Source organism: Gardnerella sp. DNF01204 (genome assembly GCF_049244145.1).
Lineage (GTDB): Bacteria > Actinomycetota > Actinomycetes > Actinomycetales > Bifidobacteriaceae > Bifidobacterium > Bifidobacterium vaginale.
The window spans coordinates 620375-636363 of record NZ_CP058379.1 but is presented as its reverse complement, the minus strand read 5'-3'; the positions used below and the strand labels follow the sequence as shown (position 1 = coordinate 636363).

Here is a 15989-nt window from a genome sequence, read left to right as displayed (position 1 = left end):
TATAGATGCTATAAGTTGCGATTTTTGTAACTAGTTTTTGCGAGCATGCTTGGAAGCGTTATTGCGCGCTTTTCTAGCTCCTATAAGTACGAAACTTCCTGCAACCACAGATGCAAACAAAGAATTTATAGCCATAGCCACTGAGGATCCACTATCAGGCAAATGCTTAGCAGGAGACTTAGCATTATAAGCTTCACCAGCATCAACAGCCTTAAAACGCTGCTCAACAGAACGCTCCACTGGCTTATCCGAAGAATGAACAGGATTCAACACAGGCTGCTCAACAACAGAATACTCTGGATTCTCAGGAACAATCTCAGGAACAGGAATCCACGAATCATCAGGCACATAAGGAACATCAGGAACGTCAGGAACTGGTATTGGCTCAGGTTCAGGAGTTACATCTGGCTCAGGCGCTGGCTCTGGTGTTGGTGTTGGTGTTGGTGTTGGTTCAGGAGTTGGAGATGGCGTAGGTGTATAAATAGCATAAACCGTCATGTCACTTTTTACTGGAGTTTGAGCAGTAAATACTTTGCTTTTATCCTTACCTGTAGAATCAGCATTCCACTCTACAAAAGTATAACCTTCTTTAGATGGTGCCGATGGCATCATCTGACCTGCAACACTGTTTTCACTTATGCTCTTGCCTTCCTTAACTTGCACAGAAGCATAATTTTTATTGCTATCATTAACAAAAGTAACTTTGTAGATCTTAGGTTTAGGAACAATGTTGTAGGTAAAGTGCGAAATACCAATTATCCTAAATTGTCTTTTGATAATATCGTAAAACAGGCACTGACCTTCAAGCTTGCCAGATTTTACTGCTATATATTTGCCTTCTTTATTCTTCTCAAAATAAGATGAATTTTCAATCTGTACTGGAGTACCATCTTCTTTGAATCCTTCCACTACATTAATACTCTGATTGACACCTTCTTTCGTAATTTTAATAGGACTTTTATATTCGTCTCCTACTTCAATAGTGAAAGTTCCAGGATTCTGGTTATCGAACACAGAATCGCCCTTCTGCGGATTATTAGATGGGAATAATTGATACTTAGCCAAATTATCTTTTACATCAATTTCAGTAATTTTATTACCTTGGAAAGCATCGCTACCAATTCCAGAAAGATAATACGGCTTAGAGTCTGAATCGTGCTCTTTGCCCTTGTCATCAATTACGCCTTCAAACACAACTTTTTCAATTTCATTAGCTACAAAAGCACCATTATGTATTGAAATTACACTTTTCGGAATAGTAACAGTTCCCTTAATTTTGTTCCAGCCGAACGCACCGTATTCGATGATTTTAAGAGATTGCGGAAGAGTGACACTTTCTATATAATGTTCACCCTCGATATGCTCATGATTTTTGCCAACTTGTTTCGCTTTACCTGTAAAAGCAACTTCTCCAATTACTTCTATACCTTCTGGAATTACAATATGCGGATTTTTCTTAAGCTTTGCAAGGCCTTTTTCATTAAGTCCTGGAACAATAACATTTTCTGTACCAGCTGGTTTTCCATCATGATCAGTAACAGTAATATCTTTCCTGTACCCAATCTGTTTGCCATCAGGGGTGATATTAAAGTCGTCACGCGTCCAAGTTAAAGATTCATCATTTGTGCTACTTGAATCAGTTGAAGCTGCTCTGGATTCTTCATATGCAGTTACGCTTCTATCTTCACGATTATTTGTTTGAAGATTAGTATTGCTTACATCAATAAGAGTTTGAGTAAGTTTAGTAGTTTCAAAATTTTCAGTAGCGTCTACAGGTTTAGAAGATTTAACAACATCATTATCAGTTTTTGCAGTTTCGGTAATTTTTGCAGCTTCATTAGAATTGGAGGAATTGATATTTTCAGAGGATTTTACGGAAGTGCTATCTAAAGCCCCCCCCCCATGCTGGTTTTTACTAGGATTTGTAGCATAAGAGTTTGCGTTAGAAGAATTTACAGTTGTATTAATACCATCACTCACTGAGGTATCGGCAGCATTTGCACTTTGTGCTACACAAAAAGCACACGCAGCAGTAGCAATACCCATCATAGTGCTAGTCAAAATTATGTTAGTTCTCTTACTCATTTTTCCTCCCGCAAAACCAAATTTTCTAGAATAATTACCAAAATAACGGAATCAACACCAAAACAAGTATAATACAGGCATTTAACAGCATTGAATCTTCAGACATTCTACAACTTACAACTTCAATCTCAACAAAATGTAACCAAACTCACAATAAGCTTAATAAATCTTAAACAAACAACCATTAAGCCAACAATCACACAAAAACATTCTCATACTCAACTTTTGCAAGTCCGAAGCAATTGCATATGCATAAACGCCATTATAGATAGCAAAATAATCAAATATGCTGGAAGCAAAGACATAGACACGTTTTGACCAATAAACCCAAAGATTGCAGGCATCAACATTGATCCAATATACGCGCTAGCCATTTGCATGCCAACAATCGCTTGTGATTTATCAGCTCCAAAATAATGCGGTGTAGAGTGAATAACACATGGATAAATAGGCGCACACCCTAAACCAATAATCACAAATCCTGCAACTAATGCTATATGATTTGGCAATGGCAATAACAACACAAGAATGCCTAGAATCATCACTAGTTGTCCAAGACGAATCATGTTTTCGTCATTAAAACGCATTGTCAAAAATCCGCTTATAAATCGTCCTGCTGTAATACCAACATAAAATAAACTTGCCCATCCCGCTGCAACAACACGACTAACGGACCCATACAAAACCATGTAACTACTAGCCCATAATCCTGCAGTCTGTTCAATAGCACAGTAGCAGAAGAACATTATAAGAATATTTTTAGCTCCAGGAATGCGCAAAACTTCCGCAAAAGATAGCGTTTTAGAATATTCTTTAGATATCTGAATAGATTTCTGTAATTCATGTGCTTTACGATTATTCCACAATGGCAAACTTATAAACAATATTACAGTTAATATCACTTGAACAATCGCAATATACTGATATCCTGCAGACCATCCAAATCCGTGAGAAAGCGCAAAACCCATAACGTAAGGTCCAGCTGAAGCTCCAATACCCCACATGCAGTGAAGCCAGCTCATATGACGGCTTTCGTAGTGCAAAGCAACATAATTATTAAGAGCAGCGTCTACCCCTCCAGCACCTAGCCCGTACGGGATTGCTAACAAAATAAGCACAATATAATTCGGCGCAAAAGAAAAACCCAACAATGCCAATGCAGTTAAAGCAACAGACACAAACGTAACTTTGCCTGCACCAAAACGCTTAGTCATCCTGTCACTCAGTAGAGCAGAAACAATAGTTCCTGCAGAAATAACCATTGATATTCCGCCAGCCCAAGAAATTTGCGCGCCAATATCGTGACTCATAGTCGGCCAAGCAGATCCTAAAAGAGCATCAGGCAAACCCAAACTGATAAATGCTAGATAAATAATTGCAAGAAGAAGATTAATCATATTCACATATTAATTCATAAAACTAGTTATAAGTTTTCGCATTAGGATCATATTTCATTTGCTTAGCTTCTTCAAATGCAGCAAGCGTATCAGAATTGGGAATATTATATTTCTTGCAAAGAGCACAATCTGTTGTAGAGAGATCAAAAATAGCATCTAAATCAGTCATGCAACACTCCTACTGCAAATATGTGTTACTAGGAAAGACAAAAATTAGCAACAATAAAAATGATACAATATTCAACAGCATAAGCAATACTGTAAGTGACCAAATGAGTTCAACGTCTTATTTAAACTAAATAAAAGTTTCAAATTTACATTTTATTGAAGATAATCTTAAAGGATAAAAACAAGCCAAATACATTAATAAGGCTAATAAATTTTATTCTAGAATGCTTAGAAATTATTTATGCATCAATAGATGCATTTTTCTTGATAAATGCACCTATTTTTTGTATCATACGACTAGAGGTGATGTATGAACAAGAACTATAATCAGAATTACACAAAAGAAGAAATTTCAGCAATACTTGCAAAGATAAAAGACTGCATAAGGAATGACCGTTTTACCATCTCATTAAACGAAAATCGTCAAGAAAACATAAACTTCATTCGAGAATACAACATACGATCAGATATTCAGAAAAATATACTTCTCAACATAGAAGTGGAAGATTTTTGTCATTCGTTAAAAAACAAAAAAAGAGGCTATGAATATGAAACGCTTTACGTATTCGCACCACGCGTAAAACTATCACACGTAGGTAAATGTGAGATGGTAAACATTTACACGAAGTTTAATATCATTACTATTTCTCAGCAAAATAGAACAGTTGTTATTTCATTCCATAAAGCAAATAAACAGATAGATTATTTATTTAAATAATCTAATAAACAACTCAAAAAGATAATAAATCTGCTAATTTTCAATAAAAGGCTCATAATGAAAGATAATAAGACATTTTGTGAAGAATGCAGGAATGACGTTGAGTACTCAACAAAATCCGTTCCAATGACTGCATCTATCAAAGGAAAACAATATTCCTACACTGGCACAGAAGCACACTGCAAAGAATGCGGCTCTGCTGTATATGTACCCGAAATTATTGACGCGAATCTTCGAGCATTGTATGACGAGTATCGTAAAGAAAACAATATTATTCCGCTTGACAAAATCAACGAAATACCTGCTAAATACTCAATAGGCAAGCGTCCACTTTCACTGCTTCTCGGTTGGGGTGAACAAACGTTTTCTAGATTTGCAGACGGAGACATTCCTTCAAAACAATATTCTGATATTTTGCTACGCATTTATAATGATCCGGAATATTACTTGCAATTATTAATCAGCAATAAGGATAATCTGAAATCTGCAATTAGTTACGAAAAAAGTTATAAAGCAACACAAAAACTAATACGCGAATTACAAAATAACTTTGCAAACAATAACTTTGATGGCAATAAGTCGAGTGACAAAATAAACAATGTAATACAATACTTGCTTATAAAGTGTGAGGATATAACTACCCTAGCCTTGCAAAAATCCTTATACTACATTCAGGGTTTTTATTTCGCTTTTTATAAATCATTCATATTTACCGATGATTGTCAAGCATGGATTCATGGACCTGTATATAAAGACGTCTATTTGCGTTATAAAGACTACACTTTTACTCCAATAGATTCACCGACAACAGAAATATCAGGAATTAAATCATCAGAAAAATTAGCGTATTACAAACATGTTCAAAAAAGTGATGTGACATTATTTACATCAGAACTAACAACCACACTATCAGCTACCGAAAAAGCAGTATGCGATAGCGTTATTGATAATCTTTGCTGCTACAGCGGTAAAGAACTTGAACGATTTACGCATCATGAGGAGCCTTGGATACTTACTCGCGGAAATCTAAAAACTAATGATTCATCAAATAAAATAATCAGCAAAAAGATAATTGGCGAATACTTCACAAAAATAAAAGAAAAATACAATATGATAAATCCAGATGATATTCGCCAGTATGCGAAAGATATGTTTGCCAGTAAATAAAGCGAAACAGAAACAAAACACAATAAAATCAAATTCCCCCTGCAAACAACCATACAAGTTACACAACAGGGGGAATTCTTGAATCACAATATCAACACAACATAACTTAGATTCTTACATAAAATCAACCTACTACATGCATATTTAATGCTTGCGGCGAGACTTGAACATAGACAAACCAAAACCAGCAAACAAAGACACAAACAAAGTACTTATAGACATAACCAGTGAAACACCAGTATCAGGCAAATGCTTAGCAGGAGCCTTAGCATTATAAGCTTCACCAGCATCAACAGACTTAAAACGCTGCTCAACAGAATGCTCCACCGGCTTATCTGCAGTACGAACAGGATTCAACACAGGCTGCTCAACAACAGAATACTCTGGATTCTCAGGAACAATCTCAGGAAGAGGAATCCACGAATCATCAGGCACATAAGGAACGTCAGGAACTGGTATTGGCTCAAGTTCAGGAGTCACATCTGTCTCAGGAGCTGGAGTCGGAGTTGGTGTAGTTTCAGGAGTTGGAGATGGCGTAGGAATAGGAGGAGTTGGCTTCTTCTTCAATACAAAAGTAATAAATTGTATAGCAGTAGTCTTTCCAGTTTGAAGTCCGATATTAATATCTGCACTAGTTTTGGAATCCTGCTTATTTGAATCTACAACCCAATCGTACCCTTCAGGCGCTTGAGCTGTAGGTTTTACAGTATAGTTTCCTGGAGTCAAATACACAGCACCGTTAGATAAGTAACCAGTAAAACCTTTAAGAAGAGTAGTGTCAGTTGACTTCATCATAGTCACTAGATCGTTTATACTGCTGGCAACAATATCACCACTCGCAGCAGCAAATTCATTGCCAATTTTCGCATTACCAGAATCTAAAAGCTCGTACTTTGCATTTGATTCAAATGTTCCATCAGACTTCTTATACTTAACGACCAACTGCGTAGGAATTGCTCTAAAAGTAACATAATAATGTTTACGTGTAAGACGCTTAACAGGCTTGCCATCCTTCATTTCATAAGCAAAGGAAAGATAGTGATTACCAGGATCTTCCTTAGTATCCTTATCGTTCGCAAACTCATGATTCTTGTTCTGAGGCTTATCAATGTCATTATCCCAATACACGTATCCTGGAATATTCTTACCAGTAAGATCAGTAAGTATAGGACGCTTCGCATATTTTATATCTGGATCTTTATCAAAAGACAAAATAGATGTCTTACCGTCACCACTATCTGTTCGATAGAAGGCTGCTTTATCAGTTATTACAGCAGAAGTACCAGAAATATCCGCCAATCCCGCAATTTCGTAAAATGGAACCGACGATATTAGAGTACCCTTCTTCTTGTCTGCATCAGTTAAAGATGGATGAGTGTCAGAATTTCCTCGCTGCTTTAACTTACCATCTTTATCTACCCCATTTGGATTCTTAGATCTATATTGCAAATCATCCACAAAATGGAACTGCGCATCTGCTGCAGAAAAATAACGATTATAACTTGTATTGCACCCAGCATGATGACAATAAACATACACAAATTTAAATCTTTCAAAATTAAACTTATACTTATACGTGAGTTTTAGGTATAAGTAATTTTTGAAAGCATACTCAGAGCGAATATCAATAGACTTTTTACAATTCTTTGCAACAGTATAACCATTTAATTCAAAATCAACTGGTTCAGCAGAAGCTGTAATTGTTTGTTCAGAGCCTGCATAAATACTACCATCTTTTGATATAGAACCATTTACAGACACACCCTGAGATGAAGTAATCTGTGACTCATTTTTGCCAGAAACATAATCATTTTTATATACTTTGTAAACAATATATTCTCCATCAACATTCTTTAAGAATCTATTTTTAACAATCTCACTTTTGGGATTAGGATTATCTGAAGTGGCAGCAGGCTTAAAATAAATTTTTTCTACAGAAGTTTCTTTATTCTTAAACGCTTTTTCAATCTCGTCATCTGAAATTACATCTGGAAATGGATTTGTGATTTTTTTAGTAGTATTATTCACATAAGTGTACTTAATTTGGTCATCATCTTCGCCAACTTTCTTATAGTTAGCAGCAGTATCAAATACAGGCGTTTCCTCAGGAGCACTTCTATCTTCATCAACAGATTTAGCATGTTCTGAGGAAGTGCTATCTAAAGCCCCCCCCCCCCCGGGTGTATTAGAAGTTGCGGCAGAAGAATTTACAGACGTATTAACACCAGAAGAAGCAGCTGAAGTTTCAGCAGCATTCGCACTTTGCGCTACACAAAAAGCACAAGCAGCAGTAGCAATACCCATCATAGCGCTAGTCAAAATTATATTAGTTCTCTTACCCATTTTTCCTCTTAAAGATATATAACGCAATAATGTAAAAACATACACACATTGTACGCTTTATAGTCGAAATACTAATGCAAGCATGATATATCACGCGATCGTTTAATTTATTACAAAAGTCATGCATTAACACATATTTTAGAATTATGCATCTCATCAAGCAGATCTTGAACCAAATATCCGTCGCTCATACAATGCATATCCGAAATACCATTACGCATCAAATCATAAGTGACGGAATGGTAAAATACGTCAAGCGCCTGCTCATAACTCAACCCAGCACGCTCAGCTAACAAACTTACAACCCTAGCATACTTCTTTTGCAACAAAATAGGATTCACCTTCAAAATCCATCACTCCCCTAAAACTTGCCACACCTTTTTCACGCATAAAGGAAATAATGTCATTTGTAATATACTCTTTGCCTTGAGTATGCAAAACATCATAAGATGGAACAATATAAGACATAAGAATATTACTTTTCTTAGTCAAAGCATCATACGTATCTCGAGGGTTTTGATTAAGCTTATTTGCAACATTTTCAATACAAAATATTGCAAAATCAAGCTTATCTTTGTCAAAGACTTCTTGCTTATTACCAATCATAAACCCTCCTTTTTAAGATAAAGCACAATAGAACACTGACTTACAAAGTAATAATTCTTAAAACAAACCTTTAATACAGTTTACATCAAAAATCGCATATAAAATAAGGCTTCTGACTTTATGTTATAAAACATTTACTCAGAAGCCTTATTCCAATATTTTTTAATTCTTATACGCGTTTATACGCGATTATATGCGATATTTGCGTTTAATGCTTGCGGCGAGACTTGAACATAGACAAACCAAAACCAGCAAACAAAGACACAAACAAAGCACTTATAGACATAACCAGTGAAACACCAGTATCAGGCAAATGCTTAGCAGGAGACTTAGCATTATAAGCCTCACCAGCATCAACAGCCTTAAAACGCTGCTCAACAGAACGCTCCACTGGCTTATCCGAAGAATGAACAGGATTCAACACAGGCTGCTCAACAACAGAATACTCTGGATTCTCAGGAACAATCTCAGGAAGAGGAATCCACGAATCATCAGGCACATAAGGAACATCAGGAACGTCAGGAACTGGTATTGGCTCAGGTTCAGGAGTCACATCTGGCTCAGGCATAGGAGTCGGCGTTGGCGTTGGCTCAGGAGCTGGAGATGGCGTAGGAGATGGTGTAGGAGATGTTTCTTTTACATACGACGCATATACAGTCATATCACTATTAGCTACAACAGTATCACCAGTAAACGCATCACCAGTTCCATTTTTATCCTGATACCAACCATTAAAAGTAAAACCAGCTTTAGTAGGATTAGCAGGCATAGACTGGTCAGTCCATTCATCACCACTAATAGACTTATTGTCTTGCACTTTTACTTGTGCATATTGAGTATCTCCATCCATAAAAGTAACTGTATGACCAGCAACCTCCCACTTAGGGAATACAACAAATGTGTGATTTGTAGAGCAATACTGCGTACCGAGTTTACTACCAAATGTATTAACGCCCTTGTTATCCCTTATCAGCGCAAAAATATACGGATAATCAATAAATGGCTTAGTACCAAAATCCGAATACGCAACAGTTGTACTATTAATGATCTTTTTATCGTCATCACTCATACGGTCAAACGACGTGTATGGACGATTATCTGTTTTTTTAGCAACATAGAACTGCCAACCAACAAACTTGTAACCAGCTTTAACAGGAACCTTAGGTTTGCCATTTTCATCCGTTGGGAACTGAATAGCATTATCTTTTACACGAATACGCTCAAAAATATTATCCTTGTTATACTTGAAATTCCAGTTACCATCAGATCGATAGTTTCCGTCATCCTTTTTTGGCTGCTCATACGAGAAGCACTTGTCTGCCACAGACTCATCCTTCGCATAAACAATTTCCAATACATTTAAACGGAAATATTTGTTTTGAGACTTTTTATTAGACCCTTTAGATGGGTTCCACGTAAAGTTGCTAACACTAGGTGTAAATTCATCACCTTCATCTACAGAAACATTATTGTATGTCACATAATACGGGCTTGGAACTGTGCTATTCACCACTGACACTTCATATGTATGGTTTGAATCATAACTACCCAAGCTTTTGGTTGCACTAGTAGCAGTATCAGGATCATAGGTGCCAGTAGTTGTTGCTACTACCTTGTTATCAGTTGTATCTTTTATCTGAAACTGTATATTCTTAAACGCATCCTTTACGTCTTGTCTAGAAGAATCTAGCGTGGAACCAAAGTCCCAATTCTCAAAATTCAATTGACCAAAATCGCTATCACCCTTAATAAATGCATTTTTATTATCTTTGTTCATGGTTTCCCAGCAAAGACTTACCTTAAGCTCAGTTGTTTGTGTTTGAGGTTTAGGAGTTTGATTAGGACCTGGCTTACCACTAGCAAAAAGCGCTTGATTAAAAATTGTTGGTGAAACTGGAGCTTCCTCACTCTTAGACTTTGAATCAATATTTAATTCAGTCTTTGTATCAGTATTTACAACAGAATCTGCATTAGATTTAGCAGTAGTCTTAACGCCAGTGTTTACATTAGTCTTTGTATCAAGCTTTGCATCAGACTTTACATCGCTCTTAGCTTCAAGCTTGGATTCAGTTTTTGTATTAGAATTTGGTTTCGAATTCGTTTCAGGTTTTATATTATCTTTATCAGAAGAATCAGAAGACTTTATTACACTCTTATCAAAAGTACCAGTTTTTTGAGAAGAGCTATTTTCAATTGGGGGGGGGGGTAGTAACTTTTGCAGTTGAAGTGCCAGAATCCACGTAAGTATCAGCAGCATTTGCAGTTTGAGCCATGCAAAAAGCGCAAGCAGCAGTAGCAATACTCATCATCGTAGTCGATAATAAAATCACAGTTTTCTTGTTCATTTTTCCCTCTTATAAAACAAATTCTAAGAAAATCAATAAATGCAAAATCCCAGATTCACTTCCACTATTGAAGCAAACCTGCATTCGCAATTATATCATAAAATCATTATAACTTAACTAAATGTCATAATGTAATTACAATTCAAAATTTGTAATACACATTATATAATGCGAAGAAAATTACAAATTAAGTAACTTAACGCACAAGTAAAACAAAATCAGGTATCGATTTTGGAACGATCGAAGTCGTCAGCGTTATCAACAATAAACTGCTTGCGCGGAGGAACATCATCACCCATAAGCAAATCGAATACTTCGCTCGCCTGCTGAGCATCTTCCATACGAATCCTTCTTAGCATTCGCGTTCTAGGGTCCATAGTGGTGTCTGCAAGCTGATCCGCATCCATCTCACCCAATCCCTTGTAGCGCTGAATATCGCTGTTAAAATCAATGCCCTTAGCTTGCAAATCATCAAGTTTTCCAGCCAATTCGTCATCGGAATACGTGTAAATATACTCGCCTTTGTGCTTTCCAGCGAGAGCAATTCTGTGAAGAGGCGGCACAGCAGCATAAACATGCCCGTTCTCAATAAGCGGACGCATATAGCGGTAGAACAGCGTTAGCAACAAAATACGAATATGCGCGCCATCAACATCTGCATCGGTCATCATAACAATCTTGTTATAACGCGCTTGCGAAATATCAAAACTTGCGCCCGACCCTGCTCCAACAACTTGAATAATTGCAGCGCACTCCTTGTTGGATAACATTTGCGCAAGACTTGCTTTTTGAACGTTCAAAATCTTACCGCGTATTGGCAAAAGCGCTTGGAAAGCAGAATTTCGAGCAGCTTTTGCAGTGCCTAGAGCAGAATCACCCTCGACGATGAAAAGTTCTGCAACATCATCGTTTCCAGGCTGGCAATCAGAAAGTTTTGGTGGCATTGAAGCAGACTCAAGTGCATTCTTTCTACGAGTAACTTCCTTAGTTTTACGCGCTTGAATACGCGCATGCATTTCGGAAACAATTTTTTCTAAAACTCTGGCAGACTGTTCTTTGAATCCTCGCTTGGATCCGCTAATCATTTCCCCAAATTGAGCGTCAGTCATTTTTGTAACGATTGGCTTAACTTGAGCAGTTCCAAGAACATCTTTAGTTTGACCTTGGAATTGAGGTTCAGCAATGCGAACTGTTACAACAGCCACCATTCCAGCTAGAATATCGTCTCGCTCAATCTTAGTGTTTGAATCTTTAAGATTTACTTTTAGCTTGCGAGCATTATCTTCAACAGCTTTACGAATTTGCTTAGTCAATCCTTGCAAGAATCCGTCTACGTGCATGCCTCCGCCAGGAGTTTCAACAACGTTTACGAAACTAATAATCGTTGAATCGTAGCCATTTACCCAGCGCATTGCAATGTCAACGCCACATTTACGCGTCACTTGCTGAGCATGTAAATCTCCAGCAGAATCAACAGCTTGTGTCTCCTCTACATACGTATCTTCGCCAGAAATACGCCAAATATCTGAGACTGCTTGACCCTTTGAAAGAAAATCAACGAAATCTTTTACTCCGCCGTTATGCAAAAATTCAACCACTCGAGGATGATGCTTATTTTGCAATTCTCTAGAAGACTCACTATTTGCAACAGATTGCGCAGTGGTTTCTTCTGATTCGCCATCAGATTCAGATTCTTCTGATTCATATTCAGATTGATTTAGCTCATTAGATTCATTATCTACGGTTGCTTGCGATTCATCCTTAAAAGCCAAATCATCTGTTAAATCACTAGTATTAGCATTCGCATCATCACTAGCGCTAACATCAATCTCTTGAATATCGCTAAATTCGCCTTCTGGCACGTGTTCGTCAATAACAGTAATGCGCAAGCCTGGAACCAAAAAACTAGTTTGACGAACTCGATCAATTAACTGTTCATAACTAAAGCGAGCTGTTGAGTTAAAAATCTCAGGATCAGCCCAATAGCGAACTCGAGTACCTGTAGTTTTTGGCGAAACAGTACCAATAATCTCAAGCTCAGTAGGCTTGTTCTTGCGAGTGCGCTTAAACGGAGAAACTGGAGACGGATGCATTGGATCTGCGTCACTATAAACTCCAGGATGACCCTGATGGAAAGCCATGTGATGCGTTTTACCATCACGATCAACTTCAACATCCAATCGCAAGCTCAACGCATTTACAACAGAAGATCCAACGCCATGCAAGCCACCTGCAGCATTGTACGAAGCATTACCAAACTTAGCTCCAGCATGAAGCTTAGTTAAAACGACTTCAACACCTGTAAGTTTTGTTTTAGGCTCTACATCTACTGGAATACCACGACCATTATCTGCAACTTCAATAGAACCATCGTCGTGAAGAGTGACGATAATATGGTCACAAGCCCCAGCTAAAGCCTCATCAACAGCATTATCAATGATTTCCCAAAGGCAATGCATTAAACCTTGACTATCAGTGGTGCCAATATACATGCCTGGGCGCTTTCGTACAGCATCCAAGCCTTCAAGCACAGTCAAACTGTCGGCATCATACTGTTCTCGATCTTTATTAGAGACCACTTCTACCCCTTGTACAACACGAATATTAAGCAACCACTAAGCAATAAGTGTCGCATCCCTGCTAAACAAAGCAACAATACGACACTTTACTTGTTAATTATTCTAAAATCACTGATCTAAGAAGTCACGCAAAGTTTGCGATCTAGAAGGATGGCGCAACTTAGACATTGTCTTAGACTCAATCTGACGAATACGCTCACGAGTAACACCATATACTCGACCAATATCATCCAAAGTCTTTGGCTGACCATCTTCCAAACCGTAGCGCATTTTAATAACGCCAGCTTCCCTAGGAGACAAAGTTTCAAGAACTTGTCTAAATTGTTCCTGAAGAAGCGAGAATGCTACAGCGTCCGATGGAGCGATTGCATCAGTATCTTCAATCAAATCGCCAAACTCAGAATCACCATCTTCACCCAAAGGAGTGTGCAAAGAAATTGGCTCACGACCATACTTCTGTACTTCTTGCACCTTTTCAACAGGCATATCAAGCTCGCGCGCAAGCTCATCTGGCGTAGGTTCGCGACCCAAATCTTGAAGCATCTGGCGCTGAACTCTAGAAAGCTTATTAATAACTTCAACCATATGCACTGGAACTCGAATAGTACGAGCCTGATCTGCCATAGCACGAGTAATAGCCTGGCGAATCCACCAAGTAGCATAGGTTGAGAACTTAAAGCCCTTCTTCCAATCGAACTTTTCTACTGCGCGAATTAAACCAAGATTACCTTCCTGAATCAAATCAAGGAAAAGCATGCCTCTACCTGTATAACGCTTTGCAAGAGAAACCACAAGACGCAAGTTTGCTTCAAGAAGATGATCTTTAGCTTTCTTACCGTCTGCTGCAGCCCACTTAAGCTCACGCTTACGCTTAAACTCCATTTGGTCAATTTGCGTATCAAGCAAATGCTGAGCATACAAACCAGCCTCAATACGCTCTGACAAATCAACTTCCTGCTCTGCGTTAAGCAGGCTCACGCGACCAATCTGCTTTAAATAATCCTTAACAGGATCCGCTGTAGCGCCAGTGGCGATTACTCGACGCTTAGGATTTCCAGAAGGCGTAAGATTATCGTCGTCATCATCATCTCGAACAATAAAAGCACCTTTTGCTTGTGGAACTTGTGGCGCTTCTTCTTTATTATTATCGTCAGAATCTTCGGAATCTTCATCATCTGGAATGTCATCCAGATTATTCATATCGTCAACGTCATCTAAATTGTCAACATCGTCTACATCAAGATCATCATGGATTTCATCAAAATCTTCTAAATCCATATGTTCTTCATCTGTATCCATGTCTGCATCAACGTCAACATCTACATCTTGATCATCAACATCTTCTGACATTTTAAATTCCTGATTTTCTTCCTTGCCCATCTTGGAATCGACAATAGATGTATCTTCGCTCGCCAAACTTTTCCTCCTGTAGATTCCCTGCTATGTGCAAAGTAATCCGCCATATTAAGGCATTCATCATACCTTGCTATGCCCTTTAAAGGCATCTCACTATACCACAAAGGCATAGTTATGGCAAGGGCAACTTTTACTTAAGAAGTAAATCATCTTCTAAGGACGATTTTTTCTGCTTCCCTACTTGCGGCGTGGCGAATTTTCTACACCATGCTGGCTCAACATGACTTTTGTATGCATTATCCACAATCATAGCCATAGAACAATCAGGATCGATTTCTAGCGCCATTGAAACGTATCTTTCAACATCTCCTAGCTTAAACCACCAGCTTATATAAGACATTAATGCGTAAACTTGTACTTTTAATTTAGGATTATTATCTACAACATAAGTCATAGCTTTTAGCAAGTTAACAACGTCTAGCGCTTTACAAATATCAGGCAACTCATATTCTTCGTTAAATTTTTCTTCTAGAAAATCTCTTAATTCCTTAGATCTTTCTTTTTCTCGTGGAGCTAAAGCTAGCACGAGTAGATCATTTATGTTGTAATACTCGCCTTTACTGTCTAGTAAAGACACAAGCAGAGTATCTCGAACATTAATGTTATTTAGCATTGCAATCGGCAACATTATTAAGTCATAACCCACAATATTGCCGTCTTTTTTAGAAACCATGTTATGCCAGTTTCGTATAGATTGTGTAACAAAAATATCATAACTTGAAAATACAGCTTCCTCTTTTTTAACATTCAAATTTTTGCTCATATAATCTATGCCTATGTATTTTTCAAAAAGATCTGGCGTTAAATCTCTAAGACATTTAATCCAATAATCTTCATAATTATGATGTTTGTTAATATAATCTTTAGGAATATCTAAAACTGTCATACATTCTTTTGGAACATTACTGATATTCACTTTTTCTATACTATTTCCAGCAACACAAGTCATAGCAAAGTACTCTTCAGATATTCCGCAAAACGTACCTGCAGCATATAAATTTGTTAATTCTTTCAAAGTTGAATATTCATGATCATTATCTTCAAAAACTTGCTTGTTTTTCAATTCACTTTTTATTTGCATAATTCCTCCTTATTTTGTTGTGTTTTTATACTGTTTTTAACTTGGTAATAAGAGTTTTGCAGCAGAAACAAATTAGTGCAATAA

Annotated in this window: 11 protein-coding genes and 1 pseudogene; 2 read left to right on the top strand and 10 right to left on the bottom strand. The window is 37.4% G+C overall.

Going from position 1 to position 15989, the window contains the following annotated elements:
• Positions 1-30: 30 nt before the first annotated feature.
• From HXT46_RS02385 to HXT46_RS02375, 3 genes are all read right to left on the bottom strand, one after another.
• Positions 31-2085 (bottom strand): InlB B-repeat-containing protein, encoded by a 2055-nt coding sequence (locus HXT46_RS02385; protein WP_421786246.1) that lies wholly within the window; start codon positions 2083-2085, stop codon positions 31-33.
• Positions 2086-2303: 218 nt separating this feature from the next.
• Positions 2304-3482, bottom strand: a complete 1179-nt coding sequence (locus HXT46_RS02380; RefSeq protein WP_101891891.1) for an MFS transporter — start codon at positions 3480-3482, stop codon at positions 2304-2306.
• Between the two features lie 22 nt (positions 3483-3504).
• On the bottom strand, positions 3505-3651 hold the full coding sequence (locus HXT46_RS02375) for a hypothetical protein (protein ID WP_101891890.1): 147 nt from the start codon (positions 3649-3651) through the stop codon (positions 3505-3507).
• Between the two features lie 309 nt (positions 3652-3960).
• Between HXT46_RS02375 and HXT46_RS02370 the strand changes: the two genes are divergently transcribed.
• Positions 3961-4368: a hypothetical protein gene (locus HXT46_RS02370; RefSeq protein ID WP_004112566.1), complete on the top strand. Its 408-nt coding sequence runs from the start codon at positions 3961-3963 to the stop codon at positions 4366-4368.
• A 57-nt stretch (positions 4369-4425) separates the two neighbouring features.
• A complete protein-coding gene (locus HXT46_RS02365) occupies positions 4426-5535 on the top strand; it encodes a type II TA system antitoxin MqsA family protein (protein WP_410310556.1) in 1110 nt (369 codons plus the stop codon).
• A gap of 144 nt (positions 5536-5679) precedes the next feature.
• Here the strand turns inward: HXT46_RS02365 and HXT46_RS02360 are convergent, their stop codons facing one another.
• The 7 genes and pseudogenes from HXT46_RS02360 to HXT46_RS02330 form a co-directional block, all read right to left on the bottom strand.
• Positions 5680-7878: a cell surface protein gene (locus tag HXT46_RS02360; protein WP_421786244.1), complete on the bottom strand. Its 2199-nt coding sequence runs from the start codon at positions 7876-7878 to the stop codon at positions 5680-5682.
• A 119-nt stretch (positions 7879-7997) separates the two neighbouring features.
• Positions 7998-8225: a DUF3791 domain-containing protein gene (locus HXT46_RS02355; RefSeq protein ID WP_032840554.1), complete on the bottom strand. Its 228-nt coding sequence runs from the start codon at positions 8223-8225 to the stop codon at positions 7998-8000.
• Positions 8185-8484: a DUF3791 domain-containing protein gene (locus HXT46_RS02350; protein WP_004112558.1), complete on the bottom strand. Its 300-nt coding sequence runs from the start codon at positions 8482-8484 to the stop codon at positions 8185-8187. The genes HXT46_RS02355 and HXT46_RS02350 overlap by 41 nt, the downstream gene beginning before the upstream one ends.
• Positions 8485-8692: 208 nt before the next feature.
• Positions 8693-10829 (bottom strand): annotated as a pseudogene (locus tag HXT46_RS02345) (InlB B-repeat-containing protein).
• Between the two features lie 218 nt (positions 10830-11047).
• Positions 11048-13408, bottom strand: coding sequence for a DNA gyrase/topoisomerase IV subunit B (locus HXT46_RS02340; RefSeq protein WP_004112555.1), 2361 nt, complete (start codon positions 13406-13408; stop codon positions 11048-11050).
• Positions 13409-13516: 108 nt separating this feature from the next.
• Complete coding sequence (locus HXT46_RS02335) at positions 13517-14824, bottom strand: RNA polymerase sigma factor (RefSeq protein ID WP_421786241.1); 1308 nt, start codon at positions 14822-14824, stop codon at positions 13517-13519.
• A 130-nt stretch (positions 14825-14954) separates the two neighbouring features.
• On the bottom strand, positions 14955-15905 hold the full coding sequence (locus HXT46_RS02330; RefSeq protein ID WP_004112552.1) for a hypothetical protein: 951 nt from the start codon (positions 15903-15905) through the stop codon (positions 14955-14957).
• Positions 15906-15989: the final 84 nt, after the last annotated feature.